The sequence below is a fragment of the Aequorivita sp. H23M31 genome, assembly GCF_004022485.1.
GTDB classification, from domain to species: domain Bacteria; phylum Bacteroidota; class Bacteroidia; order Flavobacteriales; family Flavobacteriaceae; genus Aequorivita; species Aequorivita ciconiae.
The window spans coordinates 3,490,766-3,508,378 of the sequence record NZ_CP034951.1; the positions used below are offsets into that span (position 1 = coordinate 3,490,766).

Consider the following 17,613-nt stretch of genomic DNA (forward strand, 5'->3'; position numbering starts at 1 on the left):
TTTCCTTTCTTTATAAAGGTTTGTAAAATACGGAAATCCTTGTGAGGATGCTAAGATAAGCAAACCCAAGTTTTAAAAAGTTATTAACGAAATGGTTTTTAGCCGATTATCATACCGGCAATTGTAGCTGAGATGAGAGAAGCTATGGATCCTCCAATTAACGCTTTCATCCCAAATCGTGAAAGTGTTTTTCGTTGGCCGGGAGCAAGAGAACCAATTCCCCCGATCTGAATGCCGATGGAGGCAAAATTGGCAAACCCGCAAAGCATATAAGTAGCCATTATAATGCTTTTTTCATAGTGTAGATGCAGACCGCTGGAAACATCTTTTAATTCCGCCAATTGGATATAGCCTACGAATTCACTGGCCACAAGTTTTATTCCCAAAAGCTGCCCCATCATCATCATATCTTCCTTTGCTACCCCTATCAACCACATAAGCGGTGCGAAAATAGTTCCGAGAATGGCTTCCAGCGAGAGACTATCATAAGCGGAATTTGAGGCTACCCAGCTATTGAGAGAGGTAATGCCACCAAACCAGCCCAATATTCCATTGATCATGGCAATAAATGCCACAAAAACTAGAAGCATTGCGCCCACATTTACTGCTAGTCTTAAACCTTCAGTGGTTCCATTTGCAATGGCATCAAGAAAGTTGGAGCCTATTTTGTCTGCGGAAACTTTCACATCGGTATTAATGGGTTCCGTTTGTGGATAAAGTATTTTCGAAATTACGATTGCGCCGGGTGCTGCCATTACAGAAGCAGCTAGAAGATGTTTGGCAAAAGTTAGACGAAGAACGGGATCATCACCCCCCAAGAATCCGATATAGGCGGCCAGAACAGCACCTGCCACCGTAGCCATACCGCCAATCATAACCAGAAGGATTTCGCTTTTGTTCATCTTTTCCAAATAGGCTTTGATAAGGAGTGGAGCTTCCGTTTGTCCAAGAAAAATATTTCCTGCGACGCTCAAACTTTCAGCTCCGGAGATATTCAAGAGTTTTGTGAGTAGCCAACCCATTCCGCGAACTACTATCTGTATGATTCCAAAGTAAAAAAGGACTGAGGTCAGTGCCGAGAAAAAGATTATCGTAGGCAATACCTGAAAGGCGAAAATAAATCCAAATGAATTGACGTCCAACATACCTCCGAATAGGAATTCACTTCCCGCACGGGTATATTCGAGAACGTTGACGAAAAGTTGTCCTACGGTTTCAAAACCATCCTTTATAAATTCGACCTGAAGTACGCCAATTGCGATTAATAATTGGAAAAGTAAACCAATTCCCACCGTTTTCCATGCTATTGCTTTTCGGTTTGAACTAAAAAGAAAGGCGATAAAGATTAAAGAGACCATTCCAAGAATCCCCCGCCATAGACTGTTGATAGAAAAACCTCGACTCTCTGTTATTTGAGGAGATTCTGTAACCGCTAGAGGAGCGTTTTGTATGTTAGTGTCAGGAGTTTTTAGGCTGTAATGGATTTTTCCTTCGGATAGAGTCATTGTGCTATCAGTTATATTAGAAACACGATAGCGTTTTATGAAACCCTCAGGATTGTCGAGAAATAATACAAGGAGATTATTTTGAAAGATATAATCACCTTTAGATTGAAGGCTGTCTATTGCACTCGATTTGATCTCAAATGTGCCGTTTCCGAGCTTTAGAAAATTTTCTTTTGGATCTAAATGACTGGAAGATAATTTAATGGAATCTGATGCTTCCGAGATTATCCAACTCTTTTCGATGCTTTGCGCGGACATATTTCCAAAGATGAAAAGAGTAAAGGCTAAAAGTAAAATTCTGTGCATAAATAATTATCTAATACCCATTGTTAAAATACCTGGTCTTTCCACCTTAATCCCGATTGGAGGCCGAAACCCAGCAATCACAATTTTTTTATTAAGTCCACGTCAACTCCTTCTTATTGTCTCTTGGAAATTTCATCCCGTACCCGAGCTGCCAACTCGTAATTTTCATTTTTAACAGCCTCATCTAGCATGGTGTTCAGTTCCTTTACACTTAATCGACTGTAGTCATCTTTGGAAGAGACCACGGACTCCCCCATTATCAAATCCTCTAAAACGGATTCATCCTCCTTGGTTAAGTCTTTTTGTGAAGGAGCCGTTTTTAGATAGATTCCTGCCTTGTCCAATATATTTTTATAAGTGAAAATAGGTGCTTTGAATCGAAGCGCCAATGCGATCGCATCACTTGTTCTAGCATCAATAATTTCCTCAATTTTATCTCTCTCGCAAATAATGCTGGAATAGAAAACTCCATCAACGAGTTTGTGGATAATAACTTGCTTTACCACGATGCCAAAACGTTCCGCGAAGTTTTTAAATAGATCGTGGGTTAGGGGACGGGGAGGAGTAATATCTTTCTCAAGCGCAATAGCAATAGATTGAGCTTCAAAGGCTCCAATGACTATGGGTAATTTTCTTTCACCGTCCACTTCATTTAGAATTAGTGCATAAGCACCATTCTGTGTTTGGCTATATGATATTCCTTTTATGGTAAGCTTAACTAAACTCATTTTTTTCGGCAATCAATGTTCAGAAATCAGTCGTCGGTAATCATGATTCAGTCTTCTATAGAAACTGAATTATAAATGTAATGAATATAAAACTATAAGAAAAAGGCTGTTTAAACTAGGGTGTTTCCTTATTTAAACAGCCTCTTTACGGGGCACAAATTAATAAAAAATTATGGGCTTCCCAGCTATTTGTCTTTTTTTCAAAAAATAAATAATCGGATCGCGGTCTGGGTTATTGTATCTGTTTATTCTATTGAAAAACAAAAAATAAATGGATCAATTATAAGAGCATCAATTATTTTGGGCTTTAAATTCTTTAAGTTTTTCGGTGAGTTTTGGAACTATTTCAAAAGCATCTCCTACCATACCATAATCTGCTGCCTTAAAGAATGGAGCTTCAGGGTCGTTATTTATAACTACTTTTACCTTAGAGGCGTTAATGCCTGCAAGATGTTGGATGGCACCTGAAATACCAATAGCTATGTACAAATTTGCCGCTACAGGTTTTCCTGTTTGGCCCACGTGCTCAGAATGGGGACGCCATCCCATATCGCTCACAGGTTTAGAGCATGCTGTAGCTGCGCCCAGTGTCTTTGCCAAATCTTCGATAATTCCCCAATTTTCGGGTCCCTTTAAACCGCGACCGCCAGAAACCACAATTTCCGCATCTGCAATAGTTACCTGGTCCGTGGCTTTATCTACAGAAACAATTTCCATGTCAAAATCGTGCGAATCTAGATTAGGTGAAAAGGCTTCACTTGTTATAGAAGTTTCGTTTTCCTTTACTCCAAATGAGTTTTTACCCAAGCCAATTATACTAATGTCGGTTTTGAATTCGGTATAGGCAAAAGCCTTATTGGTAAATACACTGTGTTTAACTTTTAGTGGCGATGTGCTTTCTGGAAGTCCAACTACATTAGGAACAAATCCGGCATTTAAATCTACAGCTAGGGTAGGGGCGAGGAATTTGCTGTTCGCACTGGAGGTCATCACTACTATTTTTGCACCTTCCTTTTTGGCTGCCTGCGCAATTAAATCGGCATAAGCTTCACCATTGAATTTTGCCAACTTGTCGTTGGAAACCTCTAAAACTTTTGATGCACCATATTTTCCTAGTTCCGAAGTGTTATCGGCATTGATGCATACTGCTGTAACGGTAGTTCCCATTTGGTCGGCAATAGCTTTTGCGTATGAAACTGCTTCTAGAGCAATCTTTTTTATTTTTCTTTCTTCTGATTCGGTATATACTAAAACTGACATAGTTTTTGAGTTATGAGTTATGAGTTATGAATTTTGAATTCCTTCTGAATTCAGAATTCAGTTTTTTTAATTTAAATAACTTTTGCTTCGTTATGCAAAAGGTTGATTAATTCATCTACGCTATCCACTAATTTTACTTGACCTTTTGGGGCCGGTTTTTCAAATCCTACTGTTGCGGTTTCAGGATTCGATTCTATCGGTTCTTTTACCGTCAAAGGTTTTGTGCGGGCTTGCATAATTCCGCGCATATTTGGTATGCGCAGATCACTCTCCTCAACAATTCCTTTTTGACCTCCAATAACCAGAGGTAAGGAGGTTTTCAAGGTTTCTTTTCCACCGTCAATCTCTCTGATTGCCGTGGCTTTTTCACCATCGATTTCAAGACCGATGCAGGTGTTGACAAAATTATTGCCGGTCAACTTGGCTAGCATTCCAGGAACCATTCCTCCATTGTAATCAATAGATTCACGGCCAGCGATTACAAGATCGTATCCCCCTTCCTTTACAACATGTGCAAGTTGTTTTGCAACTGAAAATCCATCGACAGCCGGAGTATTAATTCTTATAGCTTCATCTGCGCCAATGGCCAAAGCTTTTCTCAACGTAGGTTCGGTTTCAGCACCTCCTACATTTATTACGTGAACGGTCGCGCCCTGTTTTTCTTTAAACCACATTGCGCGTGTTAAACCAAATTCATCATTGGGATTGATTACAAACTGAACTCCGCTTGTGTCAAACTTGGTATCGCCATCGGTGAAATTGATTTTTGATGTCGTATCTGGAACATGACTTATACAGACTAATATCTTCATATTTAGACTTCGCTCGATAACATTCGAGACTTATTTGGGATTAAACTTGATTTAATTGTAAAATTCGACATCCTCTTTTCATTTAAAAAGGAAAAAACCGTCGCGTGCGAAGTTAAGCATATTTTAAATTTTATTTGCTATGCATGCATAATAAGTTTGGGTTTAATACCGACATGTCTTAAAGTGGATTGTTTTTCTAAAGTCAGTGTTTAGAAATTGGGATATGCTGGGTTTTTAACCGATTACTAAGTCAAACCTACCGAATACTAAGTTTAGATTGTAAGGTTGTCCTTCCTTTTTTACTTTCGCAATTATTAAATTATGTTAAATTTTCTCTGGTACCATAAATTTCTTCCCCAATCCCGAGTATAGAGTTAATTGTCTTTTGCATTCGCTGTGGATAAGAAGGATTAAAGACATAAAATATTTGATGCGTAACAACCTTTGATTTTTAGGTTTGGCAGTTCCGAATTCAAGAACCCTCAACCTTGTTGGCGAGCTAAAGTTTGTATGAAAAAATTTCAAGATTGTCAACTATATAAAAATTACCCTAGCCAGTCAAAAACTCCAATCTAACCAAAATAATGAATTATGAAAAATCTTTACTTTTTTCTACTATGCTCTTTCATTCTACTGCCGGTGCAGACCTTTGCCCAGGCACCCACAGTTCCATCGAGTAATTTATCCACAACCAATGTTGATGGGAATCGTTACCGTATAAATTTTACCAGGGGGAATGGTGATAAAAGAATAATAGTAATGAAAGCGGGTTCGCCAGTAATGGCAACCCCAGTGAATGGAACAGATTATCTTGCTGGAGCTTTTGGAGAAGGGAATCAAATATTGCCGGGAGAATATGTTGTTTATAAAGGCTCTTCAAATTATGCTACAATAACAGGATTAATGCCCTCGACCACCTATCATTTCAAGATTTTTGAATATAATGGGACCGACTTTTCAACAGAATATTTGACCTCAAGTTTTTTGGAAGGTAGTCAAGCTACGGTCACTAATCCTTCAGTTCAAGCTAATGACATTACTTTTAGCGAAATCTTTGGAAGTAAAATGAAGGTTTCATGGGTCAATGGAAATGGAGCTGGTCGTATTCTTATTGCACGAGCCAATAGTCCAGTGGACGTAGAGCCACAGGATCTTGTGACCTATAATTCAAATTACGCAGGTTATGGCAATTCTTACTATGAAATAGGTACTGGTAATTATGTGCTCTATTCTGGGAGTGCAAACAATGTAAATATTACCAACCTTTCACCTAATATGACTTATCACTTTGCGCTTTATGAGTACAATGGAAGTAGCGGAAAGGTATATCTAAAGTCTACGAGCATAACCAATCCTGCTCCTGGAGCTATCGCAAGCCAGGCTACGAATGCCTATCCCACAGAAAATGCCACCGGTATGAACTTTCGTTCCTTTGATGGCAATCGTTTTATCTTTGATATGGATTACTATACCGCAAACCAATCTGGAAATGGCGAAAAAAGAATGATCATAGCCAAAGCAGGAAGCGCAGTTACAGCGGTTCCAGTGGATGGGGTTGAATATACGGCCAGCCGTACCTTTGGAAATGGAGCTGAAATAGCCCCTGGCGAATTCGTGGTTTATAATGGAAGCGGATCCATATACGAGACTCTTTTGAACTTACAGCCACGCACCACCTATCATTTTAAGGTGTTTGAGTATAACGGCAGTGGAACGGAAACCTATTATCTAACCACTGTTGACGGCAACGGAAACCCTGTATTTACAACAAGCCAGTCAACGCTATCAAATCCTACGGTACAGGCCAGTAACCTTATCTTTAGTAATGTTGAATTTACCAAGATGAAAGCCTCATGGACCAATGGCGATGGTTCGAGCCGTATACTTATTGCACGAGCCAATAGTCCAGTGGACATAGAGCCACAGGATCTTGTGACCTATAATTCAAATTACGCAGGTTATGGCAATTCTTACTATGAAATAGGTACTGGTAATTATGTGCTCTATTCAGGGACCGGCTCCAGCGTGAATATTACCAACCTTGACCCCGGTACTACCTATCATTTTGCTCTTTTTGAGTACACAGGGAATTACGGGCGACTTTATCAAACGGCCTCTTCCCCAACCAATCCTGCCCCGGGGGCTACGGCCAGTCAAGCCACCAATGGCTATACAAGTCCCACAGAAAATGCCACCGGTATGAACTTTCGTTCCCTTGATGGCAATCGTTTTATCTTTGATATGGATTACTATACCGCAAACCAATCTGGAAATGGCGAAAAAAGAATGATCATAGCCAAAGCAGGAAGCGCAGTTACAGCGGTTCCGGTGGATGGGGTTGAATATACGGCCAGCCGTACCTTTGGAAATGGAGCTGAAATAGCCCCTGGCGAATTCGTGGTTTATAATGGAAGCGGATCCATATACGAGACTCTTTTGAACTTACAGCCACGCACCACCTATCATTTTAAGGTGTTTGAGTATAACGGCAGTGGAACGGAAACCTATTATCTAACCACTGTTGACGGCAACGGAGACCCTGTTTTTACAACCAGCCAGTCAACGCTATCAAATCCTACGGTACAGGCCAGTAACCTTGTCTTTAGTAATGTTGAATTTACCAAGATGAAAGCCTCATGGACCAATGGCGATGGTTCGAGCCGTATACTTATTGCACGAGCCAATAGTCCAGTGGACATAGAGCCACAGGATCTTGTGACCTATAATTCAAATTACGCAGGTTATGGCAATTCCTACTATGAAATAGGTACTGGTAATTATGTGCTCTATTCAGGGACCGGCTCCAGCGTGAATATTACCAACCTTGACCCCGGTACTACCTATCATTTTGCTCTTTTTGAGTACACAGGGAATTACGGGCGACTGTATCAAACGGCCTCTTCCCCAACCAATCCTGCCCCGGGGGCTACGGCCAGTCAAGCCACCAATGGCTATACAAGTCCCACAGAAAATGCCACCGGTATGAACTTTCGTTCCCTTGATGGCAATCGTTTTATCTTTGATATGGATTACTATACCGCAAACCAATCTGGAAATGGCGAAAAAAGAATGATCATAGCCAAAGCAGGAAGCGCAGTTACAGCGGTTCCGGTGGATGGGGTTGAATATACGGCCAGCCGTACCTTTGGAAATGGAGCTGAAATAGCCCCTGGCGAGTTCGTGGTTTATAATGGAAGCGGATCCATATACGAGACTCTTTTGAACTTACAGCCACGCACCACCTATCATTTTAAGGTATTTGAGTATAACGGCAGTGGAACGGAAACCTATTATCTAACCACTGTTGACGGCAATGGGGACCCTGTATTTACAACCAGCCAGTCAACGCTTTCCAATCCTACAGTTCAAACCAATAATATTTTTATAAATAGTAAGACAACCTCTTCCTTTAATGTCAACTGGACGAATGGAAATGGAGCCAGGAGAATTCTTGTCGCAAGAGCCTATGATCCAGTTAATGCAGAACCCCAGGATCTCGTGAGCTATAATGCGAATTCCGCGGGGTATGGCCATTCTTCTTATGAACTTGGAAATGGAAATTATGTACTCTATGACGGTACCGGGATTTCAGTTAATGTTACCAATCTCCTTCCTGGAACAAATTATCACTTTGCTTTATTTGAATATAATGGAAATTACGGAAAGTTATACTTAAGACCGGGATATACCTTTGAGGCAGAAACATTTGGGGATACTCCAACAACACAAGTTTCAAACGCAACTTTTGACAATATCGGTGCTTCTTCCATGCTCTTAAGGTTCAATAGAGGTAATGGCTCGGCACGTCTGGTTATAGCGCGGGAAGGGGCAGCGGTTAACGTAACTCCAACCGATGGAACAACCTATACTGCAAATGGGGAGTTTGGGCAGGGACAAAACCTTGGTTCCGGAAATTTTGTGGTGTACAATGGAACAGCAGAGGAATTTCAGCTCTCCAATTTAAATGCGAATACCCAATACCATTTTGCCTACTTTGAATATTCCATAAATGAAAATAATGAATTATACGTCACTCCTGGTTTAAATGCCTCGAGAAGCACCCCAGGCACACCGACGGTAGTCGCAAGGGAATTAAACTATACCAGATCCTGTGATGGCAATGTGGTCTTAAACTGGACTTCAGGAAACGGTAAAGGACGTTTGGTTGTTGTGAGTGAGGCCCCCCTGAGCGCAATTCCCCAAAATACAAATCATTATACTGCCGATTTCGATTACGGAATGGGGGATGCAATAGGAAACGGATATGTAATCTACAATGGCTCTGGAAATACGAGCCCCATAAATTTATTGCAACCCTCTTCAGACTACTACGTCAATATATTTGAATATAATGGAACAAAAGAAGATCCGATATTTAATGCAACTCCCTTGGAAGGGGTTATAGGAAATGTAACCCTGCCAAATGTGAGCTGTAACAATATCCAGGTGTTTCTGGATGAAAATGGAAATGCTTCTATCGTCCCCGAAGATATTGCTACCCTTCCAGGTGGAGATTGTGGAACATTGTCCGCAACTCTAGACATCAGTAGTTTTGATTGTACCAACTTAGGGGCCAATAATGTAACCCTAACCCTAACCGACGAGAACAATAATTCCACATCTTGCGTAAGCATTGTTACGGTGGTAGATCAAACTGCTCCGGCTGTAATAACCAAAAATATAACTGTACAACTTGATTCCAATGGAACGGCAACAATCGCAGAAGACGCCGTAAATGATGGGTCTACGGATGCTTGTGGACCTTTAAGTTTCAATACAGATATCACTACTTTTAATAGTAGCCATATTGGCGATAACACGGTAACCTTAACAGTTACGGATGGAAGCAATAACTCCAGCTCTGCAACTGCCATCGTCACCGTAACAGGGCCTGGTGCTCCTATTAACGATGATCTTTGCAATGCAATTGCATTGACAGTGGGTGCCTCTTCTGCCGGTGACGCCTATTCAAACATTGGGGCAACATTTCAGAATAATGAACCTACCGGCTCCTGCTGGAATGGAACAGGAACTAAAACTGTTTGGTTCTCATTTGTAGCTCCTGCTAGCGGAAATGCCATTGTCAGCACCGATATTGCAGGGGGTACCTTGACAGATACCCATATTGCCATTTACAAGGCACCTACCGATTGTAATGATCTTTCTACCCTGGTAGAAGTGGGGTGCGATGGCCAGGGCGGAATAATCGTTCCGAATAATTCTATTGCTAATTTAACGGGACTTATTGCTGGGAATATTTATTATGTACAGGTGGAAGGCTATAATTCGCTAACAGGTACTTTCGGAATTGAAGTTATGGATGATGATAACACTGATTGCGGAATTGCCGACTTGCCTTTCTTCGATGGATTTGAAAATGGCCAGGTTCATAACCAAACCTTGGCCTGCTGGTCACAACAATCAATTTCCGGAAATGAATGGTGGATCGCTAGAAAAGAAGCTTACCATACCCATACTGGATTGTGGTACACTGCATTAAAATACAACAACGAAACGTGGATGTACCGACCCTTTAATCTAACCGCTGGTATCACTTACGAAGTTGAGCTATATGCGAAGCAGACTTTTACGCAATCCGGGATATCCTTAAGTGCAGCCTTTGGTTCTTCTCCAAATGCAGTAGATATGACAAACGAGGTATTTACTAATGTAGGAGTCCTTTCTAGTACTCAGACAAAATTTAGTGGAAATTTCACCCCGTCAGTTTCAGGTATTTATTATTTGGGAATTCATGGGAAAAACAATTCCAACTCGTCCTGGATCGATATGGATGATATTTCAGTGAAACAAATCGATGGATGTTTAACCCCTTCAGATTTCCAATTAAATGAAGTTACGGATGTTAGTGCAGAAATCTCATGGACAGAAGGGGGATCTGCCACCCAATGGGAAGTTGCCTATGGACCTACAGGGTTTGATCCTGATGAGGCGGGAACCCTGTCCCAGATTGTCAATGGTTTATCCAATACTACTATAACCGGGCTATCTCCAGATAGCAATTATAGTGCTTATGTGCGAGCAATTTGTGAGGTGAATGGTTCGAGTGCCTGGTCAGCTCCCATCACCTTCACTACCAATTGCAATGGGAATCCAACGCTAACCTTCTTGGGGACTGGGGAGTTTACCAACAGTATTGTAACCCCTACACACGGAACTCCTGAAACAACCTATGAATTTGCAGTTGTTTATACCAATACAGCGGGAGAGTTGCCCCCATACGGATTCCCGAGAGTCCTCCTGGATTACGAAGGAAATGGCAGATATACCGATATTAATGACCGAGCCGTAGTATTATCTCCGGCCGATGTTAATGATTTGGATACAACCGATGGAAAAGTTTATATAGGCTCTATCAGTCAATTGCCCTCTGGCACAAATTGGCAGGCAGTTGTCCAGGTGCAGGCAAATGGTTGTACTACAGAAACAGAAGCCTATAATGTTCCACAGGTTTTGGTAGGGCCAGATCTAGAGATTTTTGCCAATGATATTACATTCGACAATCCTAATCCAGATGTCTCATCGCCTTTGCAGATAAACGCTACCATCCATAATAAATCAGATTTTCCTGCAGAGAATTTCATAGTACATCTTGAGAACCAATTTGATTTCACCGCCGTTTATCCTGATATAACCGTGGATTTCCTGGATGCTCGCCAAAGCATAACCGTCACTTGGGATATAATTACGCCTTCAATCCCATCGTGGAACCCAATGGAGGTTTTTGTGGACTATACAAATGTAATTATCGAAAGTAATGAATTGAACAACCGGGCGATTAGACCCTTTACCAATGGGGATTTTAATCTTCCGGGAGCAATTAATGTACAGGCTTCCGCCAGCCCTGCCGTAACTTATCTGCCATCTTCCGAAACAAGTGTTACCGTTTCCGGATATGCCTATTATACGGATACAGCCATCCAACTGCAGGATTCAACGGTTGCCGGGGCCACGGTTACTTATGTAAACCCGATTACCGGGCTTACACATCAGGCACATACCAACTCACGTGGATATTTCTCTTTTAGAACACGACGTGGCAATCAGCCCGGAGTTTACACCGCTCCTTTGGAAGTTACAGACTTTACTTTAACCGGTGAAACATCTATAACCTGGGAGCTTATTGAAGGACCATGTCTACCCGATTTGATTGCTAGAATTAGTCCTGATTATAGTAGCATAATTCCGGGACAATCAGTTTCAGGCACAATAACCGTAAGAAATAACGGTTGCGCTCCAGTAGAAGTAGAAACTCTTTTGGAAATGGACCAAACAGGAGGACTACCTATTATTGGCAATATGCCCGTTCCTCCCCTTGCTCCTGGAGAATCTTTTAGCCATCCATTTACTGCTGAATTTAATGCCGAGGGAACGTACTATATTACCGCACTAGCTGATGCCGGCTCGGTTGTGGAGGAGGCTTCAGAAAATAATAATCTAGGGACGGCCAGAATTAAAGTTAATCCACCATTACCAGATATTACACCATATGGTAGTGGAAGAATTCCTTCCCAATATTTATGTACTGCCGGCACATCCCAAAGTTTTTCCATTAGGAACATAGGATATGTTTCCACGGATTATTTTGATAATACTATTGATGTGTATTTTAATGATACGTTAATCCACACTTATGTTAGATCGGTCACAAATATTGATCCGGGCCAAATGGCTTCAGTGTCTATCCCTATTAACTATGAAAACCTAGGTAGATACAAATTCGTTTTAAATTGTGATGTTCCCGATATTGTGGTTGAGCTCAATGAAAATAACAATAGCAGTAGTTATTATATCGATATCTTGGAGTGTCGTCCAGATTTATATGTGTCGTCTTATTGTAGTGATTTAGCAGTAAATCCGGTAGATCCAGAATTTCCCGGGACGGTAACTTATTCTGCCGAAGTAGGAAATAGAGGGAATGCCACTGCCTCGGGACCTATAGAATTTAAATTTACCTTGAGCAATGGCGAAGTTTACCCTCTTGTTTATAATCAAGATATTCTTCCAGGAGAAAGGGTTACCTTCTCTACCTCTGCGCCCACAGTAAGTTCGGGAGGAACAACCTTGACAGCCACGGTTGATCCCAACAATTCTATAGACGATACCGATAGAAATAATAACTCGTTAACCAAGGTATTGTGCTGGGAGTTTGAACCTGTTCCTTTATGTGGCTATGATTTTTGGAACAGAGTGTATCACGAAAATGAATCTGCTATTCCAACAGTGGGTGTTAAGGTGAAACATCTTTATAAGGCCTCGGAAGTAAAAGTGCGTTTTGAAGTAAAAGAACCAGGAGCCACAAATTGGATGTTGGTTGGTGATACTACGGTACAGAATGTTGACGGATGTCAAGGTTGTCCGTATTACGCAGCTCTTCCTTCAAGATTTGTATTCAATGAAAGTGGTATTTACACCTTCAGAATGACCACGGATCCTGATAATGATTATGCGGAATGCAATGAAGAAAATAATGTTCTTATAAAAGAGGTTCTCGTTCAGAACAAACCAGATATGCGTATACTATCGCAATATATCAATCCAACACTGTTAAATCCGGAACCTGGAGAATACACATTCTTCGATATTTCTTATGAGAATATTGGGTATTCCAATATTAACGACAGAATGGATTTAACCTTGATGATTAATAATGATGTTCTGGCAGTAGTTACCAATCTACCTGGTTTGATAAAAGATAGGATCAATACTATAGCCGTTCCAATGCCGTATTCATCAGAAATAGAAGGACTTCATGTTGCTAGGGCAATAATTGATTCAGGTCATGATGTGAACGATGCTAATAGGTCGAACAATGAAGCAACAAGATCTTTTGTGGTAGGAGCAGCGGCAAACCTTTCCTTTAACGAATTTGTTGCATCCAATGATACGCCCGAGGTGGGAGAAACTATCGATATTGATGCTCTCATCGGAAATGATGGAGAGCTCGATGTTGATGCGGAAATATTGTTTTCCTACATTTCTGCCACTGGCGATACCATACCCATTGGAACGAGACCTATAAGTGTTCCGGTCGATGGAGGGGGAACGCCACGAGGCCTACCATTTGGACCTAGAGGCGGGCAGAACCTTAATAATGGTGAAGCTGTTTCTATTCCTTGGACGGTGGTAGAAATACCGGTAAGAATTGTGGGAGAAATTATTAATAGCACAGAACTGGAATTTGATTATACAGATAACTTTGCCTATACACAACTAAATAATTATACGGTAGCCCTAACTTCAACATTCTCTTGTGGGGATCAAAATACACTTGGTTCCTTGACGGCAGTTGCAGGGAATGGTACTGCACCCTATTCATATTATTGGGATAACGGTTATGTAGGAGAGATTTTGGAAGCAATCGCCGGCACTTATAGTGTAACTGTTGTTGATGCGAACGGAAGGAGAGCCATTGCAACGGGGACAATTGAAGAGGACCCGGATTGTATAATTGCAGATTGTTCAATTTCTGCAGTAAGTTTTAATGTCCCGTCTTCCTGTAATCCAGAAACTGGAATATATTCCACAACAGTAGTTGTAGCATATGAAAATGCGCCTATGGATGGGAATATTTCCGTAAACGGAATAGAACATCTAATTACGGGAAGTCCACAAACTTTTGGAGTTGAATTTAATTCAGGGCCTGTAATTTTCAATATATATTTTACCGAAAACGATAATTGTAACCTGACGATTGTAACGGGAGTAACCTTGGAGGAATGTGTACCTGATTGTGAAGGAATTTACGGTGGCTCCGCATTACCCGGAGCATCCTGTCTCGACGCAAATGGTGATCCCGGTATTTTAGACGAAGATTGTAATTGTGAGCCGGATACAATTCCAACATGTACCTCGCCTGAATTAACTCTTGCGACCCAAGATGTAGCGGGTAATCCAATTGACGATTGTATTGAAGCAGGTGGAAACTACTATGTCCTTGCAACCCTTACTGGTGGTTCAGGCAATAGCACTTATACGCTCATTGCTAATGGTGAAGGTCCCGAATCCATTGAAGCTAACGAGTCCATTGTATTGGGTCCATTCGATGCGGGAACAGACGTTTCTGTAACAGTAGTAGGAAATGAAGATGACTCTTGTGGAGTTGTGGGTGAGATAGATTCTCCGGTGGTTTGCGCTACAGATTGCACTTCGCCTGAATTGACACTAGTGGCACAAGATGCAGATGGAAATCTGATCACTGAATGTGTTGAAGCGGGTGAAAATTACTTTGTTCTTGCTACTTTAATTGGTGGTTCAGGCAATAGTACTTATACGGTTACGGCTAATGGAGGAGATCCCGAATCCATTGGAACTAACGAATCCATTGTATTGGGTCCATTCGTCGCCGGAACAGACGTTTCTGTAATAGTGGTGGGAAATGAGGATGACTCTTGTGGGGTTATCGGCAACATCGATTCACCGGCGGTTTGCGAAACAGAGTGTACTTCACCTGAATTGACCGTAGAGGCACAGGATGCGGATGGAAATCCAATTACCGAATGTATTGAAGCGGATAGCTCTTACTATGTATTGGCAACTTTAACAGGGGGAACAGGAAATGATTCCTATATGATAACCGCTAATTCTGGGGATCCAATAAATATTGATAGCGAAGACTCAGTGATTTTAGGGCCATTTGTTGCTGGTACGCTAGTTTCAGTAACTGTAACAGGTAATGATAATCCTAGTTGTGGTGTGAGTGGTGACCTTGATTCTCCTGAGGTTTGTAGTGATACTCCGTGTAATGAGCTGGAGGCTTTTGTTACGACCTGGACCATCTCAGACAATTCCATAACCATCCCAACCTATCCTGGAGCGGATTATGAATATACCGTGGACTGGGGAGATGGCCACAGCGACAGTAATGTAGGGGGTAATATTACCCATACCTACGATAGCCCGGGTACATATACAGTGTCCATTTGCGGAATTTTCCCACGTATCTATTTCAACAATAGCGGAGATAGAATGAAGATCCGCTCTATCGAGCATTGGGGTACCAATGTTTGGACTTCTATGAACAGTGCCTTCGCCGGTGCCGAGAACCTGGTGAGCAACGCAACGGATACGCCGGACCTCTCCATGGTCACGGATATGTATGGAATGTTTGCTTTTGCACGTAAATTTAACGGGGATGCCAACTTCGGAAATTGGAATGTAAGCAATGTTACCAATATGTACGGAATGTTTGGCGGCGCTTCTGTCTTTAACTACCCGATCGGTAGCTGGAATGTGGGCAACGTAACAGATATGGCTAATATGTTTAACGGTGCCACAAAGTTCAACCAGAACCTCAATTCATGGAATGTGGGCAATGTGATTTCTATGAATAGGATGTTCAACACAGCCAGTATGTTTAACGGCGTAATTGGCGATTGGAACGTGAGCAACGTGATCGATATGGAGGGAATGTTTGCCTATGCGAGAAAGTTTAACCAGTCTATCGGTGATTGGAACGTTGAGAGCGTGACCAGTATGAGAGGTATGTTCGGTGGAGCTTCCGTTTTCAACCAATATATAGGTGATTGGAACGTGGCTAATGTGACCAATATGGCACAGATGTTCAATGGGGCCACCCTCTTCAATCAGGATCTTGGGGCTTGGGATGTTGGCAATGTTGTCAATATGGAAAGAATGTTCAGAACGGCAATGAGGTTCAACCAAGACATTGGCTCCTGGAACGTTGGTAGTGTGACGGATATGAGCTATATGTTCTTCCACGCCAACAGGTTCGATCAGGACCTAGGTGGCTGGGACGTAGGCCAGGTCAACGATATGAGGGGAATGTTCAAGAACGTTACCCTGTCAAGGGACAATTACGATTCGCTGCTTAACGGATGGAGCTCACTACCTACGCTTAAGCAAGGCGTGGCCTTCGACGGTGGCAACAGTAAGTACTGTGCGGGTGAGCCGGGCAGGATTATCCTGACCTCAAGTCCAAACAATTGGATCATTAATGACGGCGGAAAAGATTGTTCCATTCCATTTAATGGAGATAGAGTGGGGGATGGGGACAACGCTTCTTTGTTTGCAGTTTCGTTACATCCGAATCCAATGAAAAATGAGCTTGTTCTCGAAAATCCAGATCAATATTCTTTGGAGAGTATTTCAATTTTCGATCTTACAGGAAGATTGGTCCAAAAGGTAGAGCTTAACAATATCACAATTAGAACTGTCATTGATGTGTCAAGACTTTCCAGCGCTACTTACTTGGTATTAGTGACTGGTGAAGATGGAATGATATCTGAACTAATGATTAAAGAATAGAAATAACAATTTATACAATTCATAAAGCTCTCTAGTTGTGTTTTAAACTGGAGAGCTTTATTTTTAGATAAAACATATAATTTGAACATTTTTTTTACCTCTATTATCTTTATGGTTAATCATAAGTACTTGCAAATCCTTAAAAAGTAAAATACTTATTCCAAATGTCGAATTAGGTTAGAAAGTAACTTTATTCTAAAGGAAAAGCAATCTCAAATCCAATCAAAAGTATTGGATTTGGATAATCATAATTCATTATTGAATATAGATGCTAAAGCTAGACAAGTTGGGCTAAAATGTAATTCACTGATGGAATGTAGAATCGAATTTGTAAAATTGTAATGGATTAATTGATTTATTAACAGAAAATGGCTCTCAGTTTAAATTTTATTTATATATTCGAATTAAATTATAAATCAATTAACAACTAAACTCCAAATTAAAAAAATGAAAAAACTTACTTTTTTCTCTCTTTCGTACATCTATCCGTGATAGTATCTACAAAATTCTAGGCGAGTTCCTTGCGCTTCGAGGAAAGATGGAATAAAACAATCTTTTTAAAGAATTTTATTGGCAGTTATTTATTAGCCTGTCCAATTGCGGCTACGCGCTATAGCTAAATTTCGAAAGCATTTTAAGAGAGGGTAAAATCTTTTAGAATCGGAATTTGCTTAAATCTTGTGTCTTCTATTCTTTTTTGGACTGTTTTATTAAACC

5 protein-coding genes are annotated in these 17,613 nt (G+C 41.1%); 1 reads left to right on the forward strand and 4 read right to left on the reverse strand.

What is annotated here, in order from left to right:
* Positions 1 to 98 precede the first annotated feature (98 nt).
* The 4 genes from EI546_RS15320 to EI546_RS15335 form a co-directional block, all read right to left on the reverse strand.
* The gene (locus EI546_RS15320) at positions 99 to 1,811 is read right to left on the reverse strand and encodes a NupC/NupG family nucleoside CNT transporter (RefSeq protein ID WP_128251363.1); all 1,713 of its coding nucleotides are present in this window, start codon (positions 1,809 to 1,811) and stop codon (positions 99 to 101) included.
* A gap of 113 nt (positions 1,812 to 1,924) precedes the next feature.
* Positions 1,925 to 2,539 carry a bifunctional nuclease family protein gene (locus tag EI546_RS15325; RefSeq protein WP_128251364.1) on the reverse strand — a complete coding sequence of 205 codons (615 nt, stop codon included), beginning with the start codon at positions 2,537 to 2,539 and terminating at the stop codon, positions 1,925 to 1,927.
* Between the two features lie 291 nt (positions 2,540 to 2,830).
* The gene (locus EI546_RS15330; protein ID WP_128251365.1) at positions 2,831 to 3,799 is read right to left on the reverse strand and encodes an electron transfer flavoprotein subunit alpha/FixB family protein; all 969 of its coding nucleotides are present in this window, start codon (positions 3,797 to 3,799) and stop codon (positions 2,831 to 2,833) included.
* 71 nt (positions 3,800 to 3,870) lie between these two features.
* Positions 3,871 to 4,611, reverse strand: coding sequence for an electron transfer flavoprotein subunit beta/FixA family protein (locus EI546_RS15335; RefSeq protein ID WP_128251366.1), 741 nt, complete (start codon positions 4,609 to 4,611; stop codon positions 3,871 to 3,873).
* A 591-nt stretch (positions 4,612 to 5,202) separates the two neighbouring features.
* On the opposite strand from EI546_RS15335, the gene EI546_RS15340 reads away from it, so the two are divergent.
* Positions 5,203 to 16,896 (forward strand): BspA family leucine-rich repeat surface protein, encoded by an 11,694-nt coding sequence (locus EI546_RS15340; RefSeq protein WP_128251367.1) that lies wholly within the window; start codon positions 5,203 to 5,205, stop codon positions 16,894 to 16,896.
* Positions 16,897 to 17,613: the final 717 nt, after the last annotated feature.

Bases quoted from the DNA above. Each gene is read 5' to 3' on its own strand.
- EI546_RS15320 (WP_128251363.1), bottom strand. From the start codon at position 1,811: ATGCACAGAATTTTACTTTTAGCCTTTACTCTTTTCATCTTTGGAAAT.
- EI546_RS15325 (WP_128251364.1), bottom strand. From the start codon at position 2,539: ATGAGTTTAGTTAAGCTTACCATAAAAGGAATATCATATAGCCAAACA.
- EI546_RS15330 (WP_128251365.1), bottom strand. From the start codon at position 3,799: ATGTCAGTTTTAGTATATACCGAATCAGAAGAAAGAAAAATAAAAAAG.
- EI546_RS15335 (WP_128251366.1), bottom strand. From the start codon at position 4,611: ATGAAGATATTAGTCTGTATAAGTCATGTTCCAGATACGACATCAAAA.
- EI546_RS15340 (WP_128251367.1), top strand. From the start codon at position 5,203: ATGAAAAATCTTTACTTTTTTCTACTATGCTCTTTCATTCTACTGCCG.